Genomic DNA, 21,045 nt, shown 5'->3' on the forward strand with positions numbered 1-21,045 from the left:
GAAATTCTGAGGTTTTACTTTTACTTGATGTTTCATTAATAACTCTGAACAACAGAGCGACGCCATTATTGTCTTATAACCAATAATTGTAAAGGGTTATTTTCTATAATTATTGGTTATCGTTGTAACTCATTGATAGTAATACTTTTAAATTTAAAATAAATGTTTTAGGTTTAAATGTCGCTTCAATAGTCCTCTTTTCCTCTCTTTATTTTCAATAAAAGGCTAATAACATAAGTCACAACATAAACACTTATCACACCAATCGCACCACCCAATACAACATCGAACATTCGAGCCATCGCAATTGATTCTGTATGTGCCATCGAGCCAGCAGCAATGGCAATAAGCATACAACGTAATGTAAAAGCGACAGGATAAGGTTTAATGACTAGAGTTAAAGGAATAAGAAAAGCGGCAAAGCTATTTAGTAATGTAACACTTCCAATAAATGAAGATAGATAAACAGCCCCTCCTCCTAAACTTAAACCTAATACCGCCCCTCTACCTCGATGTTTAAACTTTTTATGCATGCTACTTAGCTCTCCGGTTATCACACTCACCGAAGACCAAATAACCCACTGTCCTTGCTTTATAGCGAAATATTTAACAAAAACAGCGGTCATAAAAATAGCGAAGAAAATACTTAATACCGAGTAAATGACCACTGGTTGTTTTTTAACGATATAGGGATGATCCCTACCAATTAGAGCATATGTCCGATCTTTCGGTATTTTAGCCATATTTAAACAGACTAAAACCAATATTGGTCCAATTAAGCTAACGGGTAATTGCTCAAGTAATTTTATATACGCAAGAGTAAATGTATGAGGGGTTACACGATCATAAAGCTCACAACTTAAATATAACACAGGGATCAATATCCAATTTCCTAACGATTTTAAATTTTGATCCCAATAAGAAAAACTGGCGCAAATCGCACCCAATAAAGCACTGAACAAAGCGAATAACAAAGGAGAGCTTTGCACCCAATAAAGGACCGTAAAACCCAAAATAATAGCCAGCCAATGTAAGCACGTTTCTAATAACCCACTTAAGCCTAAACTATTTTGCACACAAAATAGTGCCCCACTCACCAACCCCAGTTGCAGATAACGATGATCGCCAGTTATACACGCCACAATGAAACAGGGAAAGATAGCAACCGTCATACAAACAAGCGTTGGCACATCACACCATGCAGATAGCGTCTGTTTTATATGCCACTGATTATAGCCCCATGTCATTTTCATCGGCTTTATGCTCTTGTATTTGTCTCAATTACTAACAGGTAAGCTGTTCAACACTGATCACTTCGGCAAGTCGAGAAAGCAACTCAATAGACTGTTGATGTGTTTGCTGACTGTCTGCAGCACAAGCGTCTTCAATGATCGTCACTTTATAATCGCGGTCATGCGCATCTCGGGTCGTCGATTGAATAGCTAAAGTGGTACTCACACCAGTTAAATACACATGTTCAATACGGTTGGCACGTAAAACCGCTTCTAATGGTGTACCGTAAAAAGGGCTAATTCTTGGTTTTTCAATAATAAAGTCACTCGGTTGTACATCTAAATCATCATGAAATTCAGTACCAAAGCAGCCTAACTGCAATGCCTTATATTGATTAGCCAAACCAAAGATTGGTGAGTTTTTGGGTTGGGCATAATAATGGGATTCGAATCCGACTTTAACGAGAATCACTAACCAATCATTTTTACGGGCATATGCAAGCGCTTGGTTGGTATGGGGTATCGCATTTTGTTCTTGAACATGCGAAGCACATGATGGGATTTTTCCGTCGGGGTGGACAATATCATTAATAAAATCGATAACGAGTAATGCTTTTTTCATCATAATTTTCTCTTGTTAGGTCATTAGCACTTCAATTAGATATCCTGCTAAATATGACTATTTCATATTGTTTTCACTGTATTTTAGTTTTTAGCGACAATAGAGAGAAACGATATATACTTACGGTTATGTAAGTTTTTCTAACAAATGAAAATGAAGCATATACCGCCATTAAAATCGCTGCCTGTTTTTCTCAGCGTATGTAAACACCTTAATTTTTCTAAAGCAGCCAATGAGTTGTGCGTCACTCACTCTGCTGTTAGTCAAAGTATTCAAAGCCTTGAAAGCTATCTCGGAAAGCGGTTATTTCATCGCACAACACGTCAAATGACGTTAACAGAAGATGGAAAACGCTATCAACGTGCCATTCAAGAGGGGATAAATATCATTGAACAGGCAACTCTTCGAGAGTTAACCTCTCAGCAGCAGATCTCTATCAGTATTATTCCTTCCTTAGGGCTAAAATGGTTAATTCCTCGAATGCCAGCATTACAAGAAAAGTATCCTGATATTGATTTACGCTTTTCTACGCATTCAACGTTGGCATTAGAGCTCCTTCCCCATAACCTTGATATTGCTATTTGTTATGGTGAGGGAAATGAATGGCCTGAGTACAATGTGGTTCCTTGGAATGAAGATAGGTTGGTGCTAGTCGGTAGCCCCGCCAAAAAGCCTCTTCCTGATGATTTAGATAACTACTTTGCTGAACAGCCAACGATTTGGGTGGATCGCTCTCTACGTGACTCAGATTGGACACATTGGTGTCAAAGCTTAGGCGTCGATGTACCTAACAACACCAAGCGGCGTTATTTTCAAAGTTCTGTGCAGGCAATTGAAGCTGCTATCGCAGGGTTGGGTGTTTTTGTTACACATCGAATGTTTGTCAACGATGAAATAAAAGCAGGCTTATTAGCAGAGCTTACACCCCATAGTGTATTAAGCCGTTGTAGCTATTTCATCGTCAGTAAGAAAGAAAGCCAGAACAGGCCAGAAGTACAAAACGTCATTGCTTGGCTACAAGACACGCTCAAACAAGAAAAGTCAGTAACGTCGTGATAGGCAGGGAGATACTCTCTTATCTTTCTTAATAAGAGAGTATTAAAACTAGAGACAAAATATTGTATGAAATAAATTAGGCATATTGCCCAGCAACATAACCAGAGCTCCATGCCCACTGGAAGTTATAGCCACCTAACCAACCACTCACATCCATCACTTCACCCGCAAAGTACAAGCCTTTAACTTTCTTAGTTTCCATGGTTTTTGAGGATAGCTCATCGGTATCAACGCCGCCTAATGTCACTTCTGCTGTATTCCTAACACAGTCGAAATGTTGTCAAAAATATAATTTATCAATTCTGTCTTTCTCATTTAGAGATGGTCTTTTAATGGTCAAAGCCCTCAAGAAACAGAACTGATGCAAAAATTAAATTTATGGTTCAACATTGATTACATCAAGATTATTCATCCGTCTTTCGAACACATTATCAGTCTGACTAAGATCCAAGCGGTATAAAATAGTTATGCATAACTATTACTTGAACGTCTTACATAAGTTGAACAGAATTAGCCAAACGCTTTTCATGCCCTAAAGGTGTAGTGTAAAAACGCTGCTCAATACCGTAGAGCAAATATTTCAGCTCATCGTCTGAGTTGATTTCAAACTTACTGTTTTCTTTATCGAACGTTAACTTTTGCTCGCAGTAACTATGAATATACGAGTACATTTGATCTCGTTCTTCCACTGGCAATGCCGCCAGTGTATCCATTGCCAATGCGATACGTTTACGATTAGGCTTCGATACTTTAGAGGTATCATAGCCATCAGAAAGCTCAATAAAGTCCTCTTCTAAGAACTTTTCAACCTCTTCTTTTGTTGCTTCTTTGTAGAGCTCATCAATACCTTTAAAGATGCTAGATATTGTCGCTAGACTCTTAAATACTAACTTATCCTGCGCTTTGTAATAGACAGCATCAGCCACTTGATTAACAACCAAACGCTTTTCAGTACTTTCAAGCTCCGCAGCTTCGCCGAATGCAATCATCTTCTTGGTGACAAAAAGGGAAGGCGTTATTTTTTGAAAATAAAAATTATTACCTTGAATCGCATAAAGCTGAGCAATGTCTTTAAACTTAGCTTTTGGAAGGTCGTCATAGTCTTTTGAATCAAAATCGACTTTAAGAATATCAAGACAGTATGGCTGTTGACTAAAGTTATCGATTTTAAACCACGAATCCTCGTCTAGGTTGTGGTCAGGGGTATACTCGACACAGGCATCATCAGTAACGAGCAACTCTTCGAACAACGTTTCATCTGAAAGCAGCTTAAATACATTCTTTTTACTGCGACCTTTAACTTTAGTCAGTACTGAATCCACAATTACCCTCGCTCAATAAATGTATAATTATTAATACGATAAGCTTTATCGATCACTATATCACCTGGTGTTTTATAGCGCTCTTGGCTTATCAAAAAGATGGTTGCACCATTTTTCGTTTTGATGTTGTAGAACTCAAATCCAAACAATAAAAACAGCGGGTTGAAGTAAAGTGCCTGTGACAAGAAGGTAAACACAAACAGAACACCATATACAAAAAACAAGGTTTCCCAACTGCCAATGCTTAGTGCCACAAAAAAGTAGCCTAAGTAACTAGGAAGAAAACTGTTATTAGCGTGTTCAACCTCCACCACCTGGCCTACTTTGAATTCATCCTTACCAAGGTATCGACAGAGGAAGATGCTCAGCCCACTTAACGCTATTGGTATCAAGAGATAAAAAATATATGAAATTGCGTTCGGCAGGGTAGCTAAGTAGATACACTTGTCAAAAAAGTAACCTAACGTAAAACCTTTTTGCACCACAAAGATTATCAACAACAAAGATGTTGCGGTAACAGTGAGCAATAGCCGATACGCAATATTCATCATTTTACCGTAACCTGCCCATTCATTAGCATCGGTAGAAGCCAGTCTCGTAAAGCTTCCAACTCAGAGTTCTCTTTGAGTAAGTTCTGTTTTTTACTCTGTAATGGGCTAACAAAATCGTAAAATTTCTGAGCTAAAATTTCTGGTGGCATAGCAACGCTGTACTTAGTCACAAATGAATCAAACAATAGATTTTTAATTCCACTAGTTTTACCTTCCCAGCCAAATAAAATTTCATGATCGTAAATCCACTGCCACATGTAAGTAAAATTATAAAAATATGAAATATTTTTCAGCGAGATCGCCTTGCAAAAATTAGAACAAATGACAGGATGCTCAAAGCGTTCAAGTACTTCTTTCGTTATTCCAGATAATCGACCTGTAGACTGAGTCGGACTACCGCCAGAAATTTCAATTACAAAGTCAAAAGGTGAAAGCAGTTTATGTTCATTCTTCTTGAGGATAAATCGGTTTGGGGCAGCTACTTTTCCTGAACCATTGATCCCATTAATATCCGCACCTCTAATACAGTCGACTCGCAAAGTGTAATTGCCTTCTTGAGCCTCTTTTCCCCAATCGCCTGTTTTATCAGATTTGATCCAATCTGATAGAAAGTTCACATTCCATTCAACAGGAATCTCTCGATCAAGAGATTCATTATAAACCATCTTCCCACCAGATGATTTATAAGGCCTTCCGTCTGTATCAGGAAAGTCAAACTGTACAAACCAGAAGTCATATAGCGTTTTCGCAATAGCTTCTAATTCGCTGTTGATACAGTTGTTTAGTTCGATTTTATCTTCAATAGAATAAATAACGTTCGCCAACTTCTCTTGAATTTCTTTGACCGGCCCATTAAACGGTACGCTAGAAAGAATGCCTGTATTCAAGTTTGGCATTGTAGCCCCAACGGCTTGCTTAACTATCCAATTCTGAAGTGTTGGAGTGCTCAGATATTGAGTTAAAAACCTAGAATCAAATTTACTTCCTGGACGCAGTAATAGGCAGCCTGTACCACAAAAGTAACCAGCTTCTTTCTCTCGAATTAAAGCTTTGAGTGTTACATTTCCTCTACGGCTATAAACAATGTCCCCTTCCTTAACGATATACTTCGAGAGGCGATTTGCATCTTCTTCTGTGATAAAAGCTATATTTGAAAGGTCAACCCTATTATCTTTCATATTGGCAGGCATAATACATGGCACACCAACCTTAACATAGTCTTCAGCATGCAGCTGACTGCCAAAAGGACCTGTATGAATTTTCCCCCCTCCAGCCTTTACTAAGTCCCCAAGTTTATCATTAATGGTACTAATCATATTTTAAACCCGCTAACTGCTTTTTAATTTCAGCCTGTAGAAAGGTTGATTGACTGAACATGCTATCCAAATTATCGCTAAAAAGTCGCATTTTCTCTGAAAATTGTTCTTGCGTCATGTTTACGTATTCAACTTTAACCTCAAAATACTGCCCTGCACTCAGGCTATAATTCTTAGCTTCAATATCTGCATAGTCAACAGCTACAGAGAGGTCCTCTACAGTTTCTTTGGCAGTGAATACATCGATAATTTGCTGCTCTTCCTCTGGTGACAATACCGTTTTTTGGTTTTTGCCTTCTTTAACCTTTTGGCCAAGGTTAGAAGCATCAATCAACACAACCTTGCCATTGTTTCTTTTATCAATAAACAGGATAGAAACATTGGTGCCTGTGGTAGCAAAGATGTTTGATGGCATTGATACCACGCCCGCAAGCATTTTGTTATCGACTAAATACTGGCGGATCTTTTTATCGATACCTGATTGCGCTGTTATGAAGCCTGTAGGCAACACTACTGCCGCTTTACCATTAGACTTTAATGAATAAATGATGTGTTGTAAGAACAACTGATAGATAGCCATTTTATCTTTAGCTTTTGTTGGCACTTTTGGCACACCAGCAAAGAAACGCTTTTGGTGCTCTTTCCCATCTAGCTCTTCATGAATCTCACTAAAATCAAGCTTAAATGGTGGGTTTGATACGATGTAATCGAACTGCTTTAACGCTGCACCATCTTTGTGGTGAGGATGACGCATAGTGTCACCTTCAATCACATTAGGAATTGAATGCACAAGGTTATTTAAGATTAAGTTCAATCGTAGAAGGTTCGATGACTTCTTCGAGATATCCTGAGTAAAGATAGAACAACGACTTTCACCAATAGCGTGTGCAACGTTCATCAACAAAGTACCTGAGCCGGCTGATGGGTCATAACAACTTACGTTACTAATTTTTCCTTGCTGCTCTTCTGGTACAAGAATATTAGCCATAATGCGAGCCACTGCATGAGGTGTATAGTACTCGGCATATTTGCCGCCTGAATTGCTGTTGTAATCTTTGATTAGGTATTCAAAGATCACTGCATAGAAGTCGTACTTTTGGGTAAAAATACGCTCAAAGCTAAACTCAGCAATGCTATTAATGATTGCACGACAAAAGTCATCACGCTTACTAACGGTCACGTACTCACTGATCGATTCGAACAGTGCAACCTTCTCTCCAGAGTCAGTCATTACTGAGAAGGTATCACTGTTGAGCATAGAGATATCGCGTAGTGTGTCATCGAACAACTTAGCGAAATCAGCTTCATTTTGTTTTGCAAACAAGGTTGAGATGAAGTGCTCTTGTTTTAGCTCTGCCGCATCGGCTGGCAACTGCATTGCTAGCATTTCTCTCTCATCATCGCTTAACGCGATAAACGCTTGCTCCCAGTTGTCGCTGCTTGCTAGCTTGGGTTCTATTTGCTTCGTTTCATAGGTGAACTTATCGTTCAATAGCTTATACAAGAATACCTGAGTAATGATCTTAAACTCACTCGCGTCATTACCTAAACCATTACGTGCACAGGTTGATTTTAAGTCATCAATCAGTTGTTTAGTTTTACTTTGGAAATCTTGTTCTACCATTTTGCCCTACCACGGCGTTCTGCCGTTAAATTCGTTTAAATACTCTCGTACCACCAAAGTATTGATATGTTTCGCGGCTACAGGAGTTAAGTTGATTTTTTGTTCCACCTTGAACTGTTTGATGGTGTTAGGCATCACTGTACGTTCAAAATAGCTCTCGTTATTGAGCAGCTGCTGATTGTTCAACACTTGCTCATCGGTTAGCTGCTTAATTGCTGCTAGCGCATCAAAGATACGACGTTCCACTAAGTTTTCAGTGCTCTCAAACAGCTTACTATGCTGCCCTTCTCCTCGTTTCCCCTCAAGGAGTCGCTTATGAGTTCTAGCGTACTTTTCATCACCTAGGTACTTAGCCTTATAACGGCTGTTTTCTTGGTTAAGCACCTTTACTCGCTCATGAATCTTTCGCAAAGCACCAATGTTTTGATCCATCTGTTCTTGGCTTACTTCACTCAAATTCTTAGTTTTGAATAGGCGTTCTAACTCTTCTTTCAAAGCAATAAACTTCGGGTCAGCTTGGTCTATGTTACCAGCCAAAGCCTCACGGGTTTTGCGTAAGGTGTTTTTAAGTTCGTCTGCTAACTTAAGTTCACTTTCACCGACCTTAGTAAACATAAATACGACATCTTCTAGCGCCGCATTTAGTAAGTTAGTGGTATCGGCATTGTTCTCTATTTGCTCTTTTAGGTTCAAATTACCTAAGTGATCATTGGTATATCGGTACAATACGTTGAGCTTTGCGAAATCAAGCTCTTGAAGCTGCTCAGTATCCCCTTGAAGGCGGATGAGATTATACAGGTCTTTAGCACTCTCTAAGGCTTTTTTTAAAGCGAGTATCTGTTTGCGATCTGAGATCTGGCCAATCTGTTGCTGGAACAATTCCGTGTTCTCAGTATCGAATTGGAATAACACATCTTTTATGTGCTCAATCTCTTCGCACACTTCTTCATGACTTTTGAACAAGTTGGAATAACTGTCCATTTCATCGCCAAGTTCACTTTTTAGTTCATCAAAATAGGCTTTATTGGTCGCGTCAAATTCAGCGCTGATATCAGCAAAATCAACTACGTAACCATAGCGGAACTCTTTGTAGGTGCGGTTTACACGTGTTAACGCTTGAAGTAGGTTGTGCTTTTTAATGACTCGACCTAAATAAAGCTTTTTCAATCGTTTAGCATCAAAGCCCGTAAGTAGCATGTTGTAGACAAACACGAAGTCTATTTCACCTGCTTTATATTGTTCTACCCACTCTTTACGCTCTTCCTTACTACCTACATCATGTAAAATCAGAGCAGCTGAATGTACTTGGTTATCTCGTTTTAACTTTTCGTTGTAGCTAGCCCTTGGCTCATGAATAACGCTTTCTTTTACCACTGCCTTTTCAGACTTAGAACTTGCAGGTAAAACAGGCTTGGTGGCATAAATAGCATTAAACTGTTTGAAAAGTTCTTTTGCTTGTTCAGAGCTATCACAAATTACCATTCCACCAATGCTGTTATCTCCCCACGAAGAGCGGCTTTTTTCAAAGTCCTGAACGATGTAGTTCAGCATAGGTTCTACGAATCTAGGGTGGGCATAGGCTTGCTTCTTATCTATACTTCCTTGCTGCAATTCTACCTCTTGCAGAGCTTCACGCATTGCCATGACATAATTGCTAGCAATCTCTTCACGAATTAAACGTAAGGTATAGCCATCTGCAATTGACGCGTTGTAGTAATACTTGTGGATGTAATTGCCAAAAATCTGTTTAGAGCTAAATGCTTTGGGCTCTTTAGTTGGATCTTTATCCTTTTCCTCCAGAAGCAACGGAGTACCTGTTAAACCAATCTTAATTGCATTGGGGTCTGACTGGGTGAGGTTGGCTAAGAAACTACCTTTAGGGTTGTAGCTACGATGCACTTCATCTAAAAAGTAAACACGTTGGATATTGACGTCATAATCAACTGTTCGTAGAACACTAGGGTCATCCTCGAACTTTTGAATATTAACAACGGTGATCTCCGGCTTACCCGAATCATTATGGATCACCTTAGTTGCCTTGATACTCTGAGCAAAAGCTTCTCTAGAGTTCACAGTATGAACCATTAACCCACGACTCGTAAATTCACGCTGTGCCTGAATCAGTAGATCAATCCGGTCAACAATAAAATAAAACTTAGGGATTATGTGTTGCTTTTGATAATAGTCGGTTAGGTGCCTTACGTTGTAATAAGCCAGGGCCGTTTTCCCACTTCCCTGTGTATGCCAAATAATACCTTTCTTAATACCTTCACTTAACTTATTTTCAATCGCTTTGGTCGCAAACAACTGTGGATAGCGCATCACGTGCTTTTGTAAACCATCCGTTTCTTTAACGTAGGCTAAAGAATAACGAAGCATGAACGCAAGACGCTCAGGATTTAGTAGTGATGTACATATTCTATTAGTTGGCGCATCATGATCTTTGTTAGTGAGGAATTCAGGACTATGTTTAATAACAGTGTAGTTATTGTCTTTTAAAACAAAGTTCTCTGTATCATCAGCTAAAGGCTTAAGTAGCTTAGTAAGGTTCAGTACTTCCTCTTCTCGGAAGTAGTTAAAGATAGGCTTTGTATACGAAGAACTCGCATAGAACGCTCCCTGGATAGGCTCCGAGCTACCGTCGTCGTATTCCATGTTATTAGAAAACAGCATAAGCTGAGTAATGTTAACGAAGCGTCTAAACTTGGGATTTTGAAAACGAGTGTTGATTCGATTTCTTTCGGCTATAACACCGTCTTTATTGTTTGGTTTTTTAACTTCAATAAAGACCAAAGGCATACCGTTTATAAGCAGAATGATATCTGGTCGAAACTCTTCATCACCGTTCTTGTATGTAAGTTCTGTTACTACATGTAGGCTGTTTTTTGAAAAATCATCAAAATCAATGAGTTTTGTTCCAGAGCGACTCGTCAACTTTTCATAAAAAGCACGGCCTAAATCTTCATTGTCTAGGCTTAGCTTTATGTCATCCAAGCAACGTTCAACATCTCCATTATCCAAACTAGGGTTAATACGCTGAATTGACTCTTTAAAGATATCAGGGAAAATGTTGGTATCAGTACACCAAGTGCTCTGCTTTAAAGATAAGTACTCATACCCTAAGCGCGTTAGGTGCAGTATGGTTGGTATTTTTACTCGTGTGTCTTCATTTTGTTTTATCATGGTGCACCTGCTTGGAATAGAGTTACTCACTCAATTGAATATTTATAACCACGCAGAGAATAAGTGAAAATTTAACTTCTGACCACAATTAAACACATATAAATCAATAACATTTATATAAATTTAAACTACCCCCTATAATTATATCTTTAAAAAAGCAGAAATAACTCGCTGCTTAAAAGTACCCAATAAAAGTTCATCTATAATCACATTTGGATAATCGTAGGAACTACCATCCACTTTGTTATTCCAAACTAAGTTTGTAGAACCATCAACGCCAAGATTTTCTACCTCAATTATTTCATCTAGGCCAATACGTTGAGATTTCGTATGTAATATCTCTGTATTTGTCATTTTCTGAAACATACAAGATTCAGGGATGTCTTGTTCTATTCTCTCAGAGAATGTAATTAAACTTTCCTCTGCAAACGTGAACAGCCATGCTTGTTGATTAATTCCCTCATTAACCCGAAGAATACGTCCCAGCACCTGCCTGAAATACAACTCTGTTTTAACAGAACTTATATGGCAACAAACTTGAAGCCGAGGTATATCTGTACCTTCACTAATCATTCCAACACTAACAATCCATTGGGTATTTCCCTGACGATAACGTTCTATTTCTGCTAAAGGTTCATCATGTCGGTATGTCACGACAGTTACAGTTTGTGCGTACCGTTCTAAAAGTATTCTTTTTATAGATATTGCATGTTGAACCGAAGAAGCAACAACCAACCCTCCGGCTTGGGGTGACTCTAAACGAATATCAGCAAGTTTTTGGCAACCTAATCCCAATAAATATTCCATAGCCTCATCATTCTGAATAACACTTTGATAAGAGGTCTTCGTTTCTTTTAGCATTTGCAATATCGAAGAAAAAGATTCAGTTTTATTTTCACTTGTCACTGATAAGCTCTCGTTATCAACCAATACAATCTTTGGAGAACGGCAAACTCTATCTTCAATCGCTTTCGCTAAGGTGTATTGATAATCAACAAAAAGTTGACCATTACTACCTTTATATTCACTCATAACTATCGGGAGCATATCAGATCGCCAAGGTGTCCCAGACATAGCGAGTGTATATATCGCCAGATGCTGAACCTTCGCTAGAATTTGTTCTCCCCAAACATTTGCAACTCCTATATCAGAGCCTGCGCAATGATGTATTTCGTCAAAAACTACAAGTACACGATGATTTTGTAATGTTTTCCAAAAGTCATCTTTTAAATACGGAATAGATTGATAAGTAATCGACTGCCCAATCGAACCTAAACCACCATAAAACGAACAATTTAAAATTCTAGAAAAAGTTCGTTTTATACTTTCAGCAATTGTCAGTGACGGAGAAAAACAAAGAACAAGGTCAATCATATCTTTTTTTAAAAGCTCTAAAGCTACTGAAGCAGCGAAGACCGTCTTTCCTGCTCCAGGCGTAGCCTGACAGAAAAAATGGGAGTTCCCTTCTGTAAACTTTTTCAGAGCTAAAGCTACACACTCCTGCTGCCACTGCCTTAGCATAAGCCATCCTTAGACAATGAAGTCAGTAGTTTAGTTAAGCCATTCACCTTACCCAGCAAGTATGCAGATTGTTCTCTTGCTTGTTTTAATAAAAAATCAAGCCTATCTTTTAGTTCAGGAAATCTCGATTTTAATGAGTTATATTGCTCTATCTCACCAAGTACAATCTCTAGCTCAGCCTTATATGTTGTTTGCTCTTTGAGTAATACAGAATAATCGTTTTCTAATCGTTCCTTAGCTTTACGTTCATCAATTGAAGAACTTTTTTTGTATAATTCAAAGCTATGAAATAACGATGTTTGAAAATACCTCTTTTCTCTTCCTTTTCCTTCAGTGGATAGCCACCCTTTTTGCTCATACTGCCAAAGTTTACGATAAACTTGTTTCCTCGCTACATCATAGTCTGAAGATATAGCAGTCATTGGCAAAAGAATATCTCTTGCTTCGAGAACTGAAAAACCATCCATTCTTTTTTCTATCAATAAGTTATACATCACTTCACAAATTTTTTTTGAAGGTTTCATTTTTAGCTCATAGAATTAAAAGACTCAGGATTCCTGAGTATACATAAATCAATAATACTAAGAAAATCTGAGCAAACGTACTAGTAAATTATGAATTGTAAGTGTCAACAAATAATCCAATCCCTGGACGCCTCAAAGAGATACGTAAACAAGCAAAAATCTCACAAAAAAAGCTTGGGGTATGTATTGGTATTGATGAAAGCTCTGCAAGTGGAAGAATGAATCAATACGAGAAAGGAAAACATACACCGGATATAGGCACGCTAAAAAAAATTGCCGATGAACTGGGTGTGCCTGTAAGTTATTTTTACTGCGAAGATGAAGAATCAGCTGAATTAGTCTGCTTGATAGACAAACTAACAAAAGCCGATAAGAATTCTCTTATCGACTACATCAAGAATAGATACCAAGAAAAGTAATTACTATACGTTTTGACCCGCAACCCAACCAGACGACCAAGCCCATTGGAAGTTAAAACCTCCAAGGTGACCTGTCACATCAACACACTCACCAATAAAGTAAAGCCCAGGAATATCTCTAGCTTCCATTGTTTTAGACGATAAATAATTGGTGTCAACACCACCAATGGTCGCTTCTGCTGTTCTATACCCTTCCGTTCCATTAGGTTTAATTTCCCAAGAGTGAAGAGCTGAGCTAATATTATCTATCTCTCGTTTATTCAATTGGCGAAGTGGTTTATTTTCAAACACATTAAGTTCGATAAAATACTCGACAAGACGTTTAGGTAATACTTTAGACAGCGTTGTTTTGACCTCTTGTGCTGGGTTGCTTTCTGTTGCTTTTTCGATCAACTCAATGGCACTCAAATCAGGTAGCCAATCAACTTGAACGACATCGCCAGAGTTCCAATACGAAGAAATCTGCAATACTGATGGGCCAGAGATACCTCGGTGAGTAAATAAAAGAGCTTCTAGGAACTCTTGATTGTTGCAGGTAATTCGGACAGGGAGAGCAGTTCCAGTTAATTCTGTTAACCCTTTTTCTCGACCATCTAATGTAAACGGTACCAAGGCTGCTTGAGGAGAAATAACCCCTAAGCCAAACTGTTCAGCGACTTTCCAACCCAAAGGGGTCGCACCTAAACGTGGCATTGATAGTCCACCGGTTGCGACAACCAAAGACTTACAATTAAAGACTCCATTGGAAGTCTCTATTTTAAAGTTATTATCGGCTACACGTTCAATTGAAGTAATTTCACACTGGTACTTATACTTCACATTACCAGTTTCATCACACTCATTAATTAGCATTTTTACGATATCTTTCGAGTCATGATCGTTAACACAGAACAATTGCCCGTGATCACGCTCTTCAAACTCAATACCATGCTTGTAGATCATCGAAATGAAATCCCAATTGGTATATTGAGCCAATGCAGACTTAACAAAGTGGGGGTTTTGACTTAAAAAGTTCTTTGCTGTGACATCATAGTTGGTGAAGTTACAACGCCCACCTCCAGCAATAAGAATCTTACGACCAGGCCGCTTACCATGATCAAGCACAAGAACTGAACGCCCGCGTTGACCTGCACTAGCTGCGCACATTAAACCAGCGGCGCCTGCTCCAATAACAATAACATCTGACTGAATAGCTGACATGAAATTAAGACTCTCAGGGCTATGAGTGATAAAAGAGCGACATAGTACGGAAAAAGGCATTCACCAGCAACAAGCTCACGCAGGTATCAACATGCCTAGTCACTTATCAACTAGAAGGTTCGACTCTTCTTCAATCGCATTCAAGTTTTTTATTATAGGTTTTAAATCAGCCTCACTGTAATTTAGCCCTTTTATCTGCGCTCTAGTATCACTAACCAGTTTCGATATTGCACTAAAACGTGAGTGTAAATTCTTCATTTGATAAGCATACTCAAAGACATCTAGTTCCTCCCAAGCTAGATCAATATATTCGTTCAAACTTTTATGGTCTTTGTGATCAGTGAAACTAGCAACTTTCTTCAGAATGGTTTCATAATCTTTATCATTAAAATTATGATTGCTCTTCAAAGGGTTTTTATCCATGAAAGAAACAAGATGTAGCTTAACCATATTAGTTACAAAACGATGTCTAAACATACTTTGACAGGTTTTAGTCACGATACCAGCTCTCAAGCTCAATCGCTTAAAATCCATATAAGCTGCAGACTGTTTTACAGATTTAGCTGTCTCTGAATTCAAATATATAAAATCATCCACCTCAGATTCACTAGATATAAGCTCATACTTTATCAACCTCTTGATGAACTTATCTCTATGCACTGACATAAAAATCTCGATCCTCATAGCAACACTACGTTCTATGGGAATTATGCGAAATCGTGCCTCTTCACGTTTATATGTTGGAATTTCAATCTTTGCATTTTCTATGTGTTCTACATTCGAACTATAGGGAATTCGAACAAGTTCTATTGGTCTCAATCCAGTAGCTTCAAGCAATTCAAGCTGAATACGCCTTCTGTGGTACATATAATCAAGGTGAGCTTCTTGGTCTTCCTTGTCAAAAAGTTGAAGTAAATGGTCATTTAGCCGCATCACACCCTTTTCGTAATTCAATGTATCCCATAACCTCTTTATGACAGAGACGGCAATAGCGGTTTTTGGCTTTGTGGCTGAAGTTGGTAAACGTGTAAGGAAAACTTCGGACGGTCCAAAATTTCGACCTTCCCGGCCTCTTTTTTGAATTATTTTGAGCTTAACTTGATACCTTTGCTTTGGTCTATCAACACCGATAATGTATTGAGTTGGGAAATGCTCTGCTTGAAGCCATTTAAGAAAAGCTACAAACTTAGGAAGAATTATAAGCCTAATAGTGTCGTTATTACGTGCACGCGTTAACCCATCCGATTTCTTTTCAGCAACTAATTCACTGACTAACTCATCGATGTGTACTGTTGTTAGATCCCAAAATTCAACGTTCTTCTTATAACAATAACGGACCAGATGAGACAGTGCAGAGGCATAAGTGCCAACTGTCCCCCCATCTTCTCGAGTAATTGTTACTGCACCTTCAGAAACTAAGTGCGCAAGATACATTTCAACAGGAAAGCAAGTTGTTCCATCAGGCCAACGAAAATGGTAAATACCCTTAGATATATCTTTATTTGTTAAGACTTCACCAGAGCTCTCATCAAAACGAAGTATTGAAGGAAACTCCATATCAGAAATAAAGGTGTATAGTTGACTTTTATTTTTCATTATCAACCTCTTTCTCTAACCCGAAATAATCTGCATACAAGTTTTTATGCTTGTTATATTCAAGAGCATTTCCATTCGAGTTTGCAAGTAAATCAAGTACTAAACGATTAAGGTCGTTATAAGCCCTAACCAAAATAGCTTGGTCGCGTTGCAAGTTATCAATTTGTTGCTTCGCTTCCTCCATTGGTGTCAGGTTTGGTCCTTCATTACTTGATTCTAAAGGGATATTTTTATGCGTTTTTATTAGCTCCTTTCTAAGATTGTCAACGACTTCATAACCATTGAGGTTCCCTTCACATGGAATATAGTCTGTACAATATTTCTTGAAGGAGTTCAGAGACATCCCTTCAATGCCTCTTCCCTTACGCTTAAGATTGGCAAGGCTTTCTTGACGATCACATTTCGAGATTAGCCATGTATAAGTATTAGAATTGTCATTTATGGCTTTTTTCATCTCACTGTATAGATTAATGACTGACTGAGCTTTGTTATTTAACATTACTTTCCCCCTCATCAACTTTGGTTACTTGGAAAGCAACCTTTGCCTTTTCAATCAAACCATTACGCTCACTAATACTATAGAAAACAATCGAAAACTTACCTTTTCTCAAACGAAGCGCTATATAGGCTGCAAGATCTTCTTCAGGGATTGATGTGTAATCTTTAACCTTAAAGTGCTCACAAACAAGCCTATATAGCTCCTCCGTATTTTTCATTTCAAGTAAAGAACTTTGTTCATGAAAGTAGGTGACTTGTTGACGAGCATAATCAGCTTCTATCTCTGTCATTTCAGAGCCTGGACTGTTGGATTCAATATAAGAAAGGATATGTTCTGAGTTAGCATGACCTGCGATCCATCGGCATGCATCGATTGAGGAATGTTTAAAAGACCAAAAGAATGTCAGTAAAAATGTTTTCCTCATCTCGTGAACATTAATATACCAACGTCGACCATACTCATCGACAGTCGTCTGATAATAATCACAAAATCGCTCCAGAGCTCCAATGATCAAATCTGAACCGAGGATACTTCCCATTCTATTATTTGAACCTGTATTTAATTGATAAAGCAGGTAACCCGACTCCCGCTTACTCACTTCATAAGCAAATTTCTGTGTGATTTTGTTGAGTTTTTGTAAGGTCTGAATCGCTCTTGCTGTAATCTTAGGGATAGGTTTAGCTGTTTCAGGAAGTTGGTCATTCACTCCAGACTTCATGAGAGAATGAACCATCCAGTAACCGTCTCCTTCTTTGTGAAATAAACAGTTATATGGCAAGCGAACAATTTCTTCCATGCGAATCGGTTTCAAGCCCGCAATCAAAATAAAACAAGACGCTTTCAATAACTCTAAGAGACATACAAAAGATAATCCGGTTCGATCTCCATTCATTTTATTCTTTGAGCACTCCTTAAACTCTTCATCAAGACGAGAGAAGCTCACTATATTAAAGTGGTTTTTGATCTCACTAGGCAGCAGTGATTTCAATACATCAATTTTTTTGTAGTTGTAATTACTGTCTCTATCCAAGTGCCCCTTAATCTCAAGTTCTGTTAACAGAGTCTCATAAAACTGAACGATGTTATCTGCATGATTAATTATCATATCGATAGACTTATTAAGAGTAAGCAGACTGGTTTCTAAAGGTATCCAAGGTGTGTGCTTTTTAGGTGTCGATATCCTAGAAATGTAGGCTGAAAGCTCTCCAATCCTTATTGCATCAGGATTTGGTAAAAAGGTTTTAAACATATCCCAATACTGGAAACCTTTTCGGAAAAGCGTAACAATCGCTACTGCTGCTGAATCTGTATATGTTTTTCCTCTTACATCTTTTATCAGTGGGGTTCGGTGAGATGGAAAGTCAGTATATTGATTTACTGGCAATAAGACCTGGTTGTTTTGCTCAAGTAGATCCGGCTCGAATTGCCTAAAGAACAAAGTTCCAGCATGCCCATAGGCATCTTGTGTAGAGAGAGAGGTATTTTTATAGAAACTTTTTCTATCAACCACCTTTTTTCCGTGGCCGTTATCTCTATATAACTCGTTACTTTCAAAAAACGAAATGCACTCTTTTATCGTTTTTTCATCTAACGTCAAAGGATCAACATAATAGTCTAGATGTAGACCAATCTCAGCCATCAAACGATGACCAAAACGAAGAGCGCCGAATGAGCCACCAGATATCACTTCCTTTAAAAACAATTTGATATCTGATTGTGATAATTTAGAAAAACCATATCTACTCGGTTCAAACTTGTCTTTATGAAGATACAGCCAGTTGACGAAGGTTAATATTTTTGTCCCCATATCTTGAACAGATTTTGAAGCCATTCTTTCTTGGTTAATAGGATCATCAACTATTAAAAAGAACCACTTTTGTAACTGATATAAGAGAGGCTGGTTAACTGTATCCGTGAGGGTTGTTCCATCAGGCAACTGTCTATTCCAGTTAACACTGACAGTATAACGGTACATTTCTCCTGTTTTTTTCAGTCGCTCTTTAGTGTTTTTTCTAGTTTTTGACGTTCTAACAATCCACTTTTCAGCATGAATATCCGAAAGTAACCACCGAGCTTTGTACTCCGTATAAACAAGGTTATCTATAGCATCGAAAGCCGAGAGAAAATCTACAATTTCAGCTTTCAAATGTGCTTGATTTGGTCCGATATGAACATTAATAGACTTCATTGCTCTTTCCCTTTAGATACAAACAAATCGCCCCAGCTTGTTTTATTCAATAGCTTGGTTGCCTGTTCGGTGGCTCTTATGTGTATTTGACTAATGCGTGATTCTTTACTTGTCGGAAGGTAATTGATGAGATGGTTTGCAAGTGTAATAAAAGCAAGAGGTGATAGCTGAGTTGTATCATCTACTATGGATAAGCTCTTTGAACTCACCGAACTATTTAGTGCGGCTAGTCGGTATAGGTATAGTGCAGTCAGAACATTTTCAGAAAGAGGAATATCTAATTTTCCTTTCACCTCACGGCTTACACCTTCTGAAGATAGGCTACGTAAATACTCAATAATAGGACTTTTATTATCCTCGTCTTCTAGAAGCGTCAGAAGAAAATGGTGTAATTCTTGCCAAGAATTAAAATCGACAGCCTCAAGACAGTAATCTTCCTTGAATGTCGCTGTCACGATAAGTAGATTCTGAAACCGTCGAACTAATCTTGTATTGTATTTAGCGATCAAAGGCTCTGGAATATAGTGCTTAAGAGCAACTTTCTGTGTGTTTCCCAAAACTCGAGAAACTGAAGCTATCGAGCCTGTTCTGAACCACTCTAAGACACCCTCAGATGCTCGGATCTTAGAGTGATTTATGGCATCCGGCCCTAACCCAACATCAAGTAATGAAGGAAAGTGACTTGATAAGTGTATCTGCTTATGACCTCGCTCAATTGAGCGTTTAAGTTCGGCTCCTGTTATGATTTTATCCACCTTACAAGAGTCAGGATTAACTAGTCCTTTACTCTTTCGGGAGTAAGCCAAAAATAGGAAGTTTTCTTGTTTCTTATTTTTTATTAAATGTAGGTGTTTTTCGCGGATTTCATGAAGAAATTCAATTATCTCTAAGCTAACATCATCAAGGTTTTCTTTTTTCATATCTGACGCGCGAGCTTTAGTAATAGAGAACGACATTCCTAAGTCATCAAGCTCCAATAGGGGTTTATTATCTGTATATTTAACCTTAGCTTGCAACAATGATATGTAGGTGAATTTGGGGTTTAACATCATTAATAGTGCAATCAAACAACCAATATCAGCATTACGAATATAACCAAAACACCAATCAAAACGATGTGAAATATCGATATTATCAGTAGATTCAAAACCTAACTTAGGTAAGCATCTAACCGTGAATGCCCGATCTGATAGTGAGCTGGGTAGTTTAGCTTTGGGTAAGTCTTGGATCCTAAAAATGCCATTGCATTCTGAACCAACTACATACATGAATAGCATTGAACCAAATAATGACGTTGGATTAGCTATATGTATCCTACGCGGGGGTTTTGGTTTTCCAGTTTTGCCTAAGTCATTGCGGTCATGAGAAAAGTCATAGAGATCACTATTTATATATCGAGCCAATAATTGGGGGTGCTTTTTAGGGAATTCTTCCATCAAAGATTGAGCAAAGTCATAATGTAATTTAATAGCTTGCCAGTATTTTAGTAGGCAATCATGCAATACAGTCCTTGAACGCTTCAAATCAAACTGTATCTCATCAAGGTATTCGGCATCATTTCTAGAAAGAGAAATTGGTACTAAGACATTGTTAATGTTGTCATCAACTTTAACTTCAGTCGCTTTTTTTTCACCGATCAGCACGGCCTTAAAGCTACTTTTCTTACTAAGTTCACCAGTCTTTTTCATTCTAGGAATAATCACGTGGGGAGGTATGACGTCTCGATCCTTCAAGAACACTAAGAAAGGTTTGAGGTTTTTATTCCACTCAGCAACACGAGTAGATAGCGCCTTGTCGTTTGGGGATACTAGTGTTTTAGCATACGCTTGTTTCACTAATTCGCGCCACTCTGTCGCGTTAGTTGGTAGGCAATCTATGGATATATATTCTAATGCTGCATAGAGTGTACTGTTGATACGTTTAATCCAAGACACATAAGTTGCAGATCTCTTGCCTTGGCAATAAAGAATCATTAGCTCTGATAAGACATCTCTATCTTTAAGCTGAAGGTGATAAGTTGAAAGCTCAATAAATCGATCGATTCCACGATCGCAAGTATAGTTAAAGCCTGGTTTACCGTTTTGGACATGATATTTCATGAACCCACCCAATTGTCATTATTTCAATCAAAAACAAAAACTTAAAAATCAAGCAATATCATTATAGAACATATACTTAAATTAAGTTTTAAC

Annotated in this window: 16 protein-coding genes and 1 pseudogene; 2 read left to right on the top strand and 15 right to left on the bottom strand. The window is 38.2% G+C overall.

The window, feature by feature from the left end; all coding sequences use genetic code 11:
- Nucleotides 1–185: 185 nt before the first annotated feature.
- Nucleotides 186–1,253 carry an FUSC family protein gene (locus BTO08_RS12880; protein ID WP_105061198.1) on the bottom strand — a complete coding sequence of 356 codons (1,068 nt, stop codon included), beginning with the start codon at nucleotides 1,251–1,253 and terminating at the stop codon, nucleotides 186–188.
- A gap of 31 nt (nucleotides 1,254–1,284) precedes the next feature.
- Entirely contained in the window at nucleotides 1,285–1,857 is a 573-nt protein-coding gene (locus BTO08_RS12885) for an isochorismatase family cysteine hydrolase (RefSeq protein ID WP_347337944.1), read from the bottom strand.
- Nucleotides 1,858–2,001: 144 nt separating this feature from the next.
- Here BTO08_RS12885 and BTO08_RS12890 point away from each other — a divergent pair, with 144 nt between their 5' ends.
- Nucleotides 2,002–2,910 carry a LysR substrate-binding domain-containing protein gene (locus tag BTO08_RS12890; protein WP_105061199.1) on the top strand — a complete coding sequence of 303 codons (909 nt, stop codon included), beginning with the start codon at nucleotides 2,002–2,004 and terminating at the stop codon, nucleotides 2,908–2,910.
- Nucleotides 2,911–2,986: 76 nt separating this feature from the next.
- Here the strand turns inward: BTO08_RS12890 and BTO08_RS12895 are convergent.
- The 8 genes and pseudogenes from BTO08_RS12895 to BTO08_RS12930 form a co-directional block, all read right to left on the bottom strand.
- Nucleotides 2,987–3,166, bottom strand: a pseudogene (locus BTO08_RS12895) (NAD(P)/FAD-dependent oxidoreductase); the annotation flags it as partial.
- Between the two features lie 235 nt (nucleotides 3,167–3,401).
- Nucleotides 3,402–4,232 (bottom strand): ATP F0F1 synthase synthase, encoded by an 831-nt coding sequence (locus BTO08_RS12900; RefSeq protein WP_105061200.1) that lies wholly within the window; start codon nucleotides 4,230–4,232, stop codon nucleotides 3,402–3,404.
- A 2-nt stretch (nucleotides 4,233–4,234) separates the two neighbouring features.
- Nucleotides 4,235–4,780, bottom strand: coding sequence for a hypothetical protein (locus tag BTO08_RS12905; protein WP_198038465.1), 546 nt, complete (start codon nucleotides 4,778–4,780; stop codon nucleotides 4,235–4,237).
- Nucleotides 4,780–6,099, bottom strand: coding sequence for a restriction endonuclease subunit S (locus BTO08_RS12910; RefSeq protein ID WP_105061202.1), 1,320 nt, complete (start codon nucleotides 6,097–6,099; stop codon nucleotides 4,780–4,782). The genes BTO08_RS12905 and BTO08_RS12910 overlap by 1 nt, the downstream gene beginning before the upstream one ends.
- Nucleotides 6,092–7,723 (bottom strand): HsdM family class I SAM-dependent methyltransferase, encoded by a 1,632-nt coding sequence (locus BTO08_RS12915; RefSeq protein ID WP_105061203.1) that lies wholly within the window; start codon nucleotides 7,721–7,723, stop codon nucleotides 6,092–6,094. The genes BTO08_RS12910 and BTO08_RS12915 overlap by 8 nt, the downstream gene beginning before the upstream one ends.
- Before the next feature lie 6 nt (nucleotides 7,724–7,729).
- Nucleotides 7,730–10,906 carry a type I restriction endonuclease subunit R gene (locus BTO08_RS12920; RefSeq protein ID WP_105061204.1) on the bottom strand — a complete coding sequence of 1,059 codons (3,177 nt, stop codon included), beginning with the start codon at nucleotides 10,904–10,906 and terminating at the stop codon, nucleotides 7,730–7,732.
- A gap of 141 nt (nucleotides 10,907–11,047) precedes the next feature.
- Nucleotides 11,048–12,427 carry a DEAD/DEAH box helicase gene (locus BTO08_RS12925; RefSeq protein ID WP_105061205.1) on the bottom strand — a complete coding sequence of 460 codons (1,380 nt, stop codon included), beginning with the start codon at nucleotides 12,425–12,427 and terminating at the stop codon, nucleotides 11,048–11,050.
- The gene (locus BTO08_RS12930; RefSeq protein ID WP_105061206.1) at nucleotides 12,421–12,951 is read right to left on the bottom strand and encodes a hypothetical protein; all 531 of its coding nucleotides are present in this window, start codon (nucleotides 12,949–12,951) and stop codon (nucleotides 12,421–12,423) included. The genes BTO08_RS12925 and BTO08_RS12930 overlap by 7 nt, the downstream gene beginning before the upstream one ends.
- A 101-nt stretch (nucleotides 12,952–13,052) precedes the next feature.
- Here BTO08_RS12930 and BTO08_RS12935 point away from each other — a divergent pair, with 101 nt between their 5' ends.
- Complete coding sequence (locus tag BTO08_RS12935; protein ID WP_105061207.1) at nucleotides 13,053–13,370, top strand: helix-turn-helix domain-containing protein; 318 nt, start codon at nucleotides 13,053–13,055, stop codon at nucleotides 13,368–13,370.
- Nucleotides 13,371–13,373: 3 nt separating this feature from the next.
- On the opposite strand, the gene BTO08_RS12940 is transcribed toward BTO08_RS12935, so the two are convergent.
- The 5 genes from BTO08_RS12940 to BTO08_RS12960 form a co-directional block, all read right to left on the bottom strand.
- Complete coding sequence (locus BTO08_RS12940) at nucleotides 13,374–14,570, bottom strand: NAD(P)/FAD-dependent oxidoreductase (RefSeq protein WP_105061208.1); 1,197 nt, start codon at nucleotides 14,568–14,570, stop codon at nucleotides 13,374–13,376.
- A 99-nt stretch (nucleotides 14,571–14,669) separates the two neighbouring features.
- Nucleotides 14,670–16,166 (bottom strand): tyrosine-type recombinase/integrase, encoded by a 1,497-nt coding sequence (locus BTO08_RS12945; protein ID WP_105061209.1) that lies wholly within the window; start codon nucleotides 16,164–16,166, stop codon nucleotides 14,670–14,672.
- Complete coding sequence (locus tag BTO08_RS12950) at nucleotides 16,156–16,665, bottom strand: hypothetical protein (RefSeq protein WP_105061210.1); 510 nt, start codon at nucleotides 16,663–16,665, stop codon at nucleotides 16,156–16,158. The genes BTO08_RS12945 and BTO08_RS12950 overlap by 11 nt, the downstream gene beginning before the upstream one ends.
- Nucleotides 16,655–18,853, bottom strand: coding sequence for a hypothetical protein (locus BTO08_RS12955; RefSeq protein ID WP_105061211.1), 2,199 nt, complete (start codon nucleotides 18,851–18,853; stop codon nucleotides 16,655–16,657). The genes BTO08_RS12950 and BTO08_RS12955 overlap by 11 nt, the downstream gene beginning before the upstream one ends.
- Nucleotides 18,850–20,952 carry a hypothetical protein gene (locus BTO08_RS12960; protein WP_105061212.1) on the bottom strand — a complete coding sequence of 701 codons (2,103 nt, stop codon included), beginning with the start codon at nucleotides 20,950–20,952 and terminating at the stop codon, nucleotides 18,850–18,852. Before BTO08_RS12960 ends, BTO08_RS12955 begins: the two co-directional genes overlap by 4 nt.
- Between the last annotated feature and the right edge of the window lie 93 nt (nucleotides 20,953–21,045).

It is taken from the genome of Photobacterium angustum (genome assembly GCF_002954615.1).
GTDB classification, from domain to species: Bacteria; Pseudomonadota; Gammaproteobacteria; order Enterobacterales; family Vibrionaceae; genus Photobacterium; species Photobacterium angustum_A.

Coding starts and splice junctions, on each gene's coding strand:
- BTO08_RS12880 (WP_105061198.1), bottom strand. CDS start 1,253: ATGAAAATGACATGGGGCTATAATCAGTGGCATATAAAACAGACGCTA.
- BTO08_RS12885 (WP_347337944.1), bottom strand. CDS start 1,857: ATGATGAAAAAAGCATTACTCGTTATCGATTTTATTAATGATATTGTC.
- BTO08_RS12890 (WP_105061199.1), top strand. CDS start 2,002: ATGAAAATGAAGCATATACCGCCATTAAAATCGCTGCCTGTTTTTCTC.
- BTO08_RS12905 (WP_198038465.1), bottom strand. CDS start 4,780: ATGAATATTGCGTATCGGCTATTGCTCACTGTTACCGCAACATCTTTG.
- BTO08_RS12910 (WP_105061202.1), bottom strand. CDS start 6,099: ATGATTAGTACCATTAATGATAAACTTGGGGACTTAGTAAAGGCTGGA.
- BTO08_RS12915 (WP_105061203.1), bottom strand. CDS start 7,723: ATGGTAGAACAAGATTTCCAAAGTAAAACTAAACAACTGATTGATGAC.
- BTO08_RS12920 (WP_105061204.1), bottom strand. CDS start 10,906: ATGATAAAACAAAATGAAGACACACGAGTAAAAATACCAACCATACTG.
- BTO08_RS12925 (WP_105061205.1), bottom strand. CDS start 12,427: ATGCTAAGGCAGTGGCAGCAGGAGTGTGTAGCTTTAGCTCTGAAAAAG.
- BTO08_RS12930 (WP_105061206.1), bottom strand. CDS start 12,951: ATGAAACCTTCAAAAAAAATTTGTGAAGTGATGTATAACTTATTGATA.
- BTO08_RS12940 (WP_105061208.1), bottom strand. CDS start 14,570: ATGTCAGCTATTCAGTCAGATGTTATTGTTATTGGAGCAGGCGCCGCT.
- BTO08_RS12945 (WP_105061209.1), bottom strand. CDS start 16,166: ATGAAAAATAAAAGTCAACTATACACCTTTATTTCTGATATGGAGTTT.
- BTO08_RS12950 (WP_105061210.1), bottom strand. CDS start 16,665: ATGTTAAATAACAAAGCTCAGTCAGTCATTAATCTATACAGTGAGATG.
- BTO08_RS12955 (WP_105061211.1), bottom strand. CDS start 18,853: ATGAAGTCTATTAATGTTCATATCGGACCAAATCAAGCACATTTGAAA.
- BTO08_RS12960 (WP_105061212.1), bottom strand. CDS start 20,952: ATGAAATATCATGTCCAAAACGGTAAACCAGGCTTTAACTATACTTGC.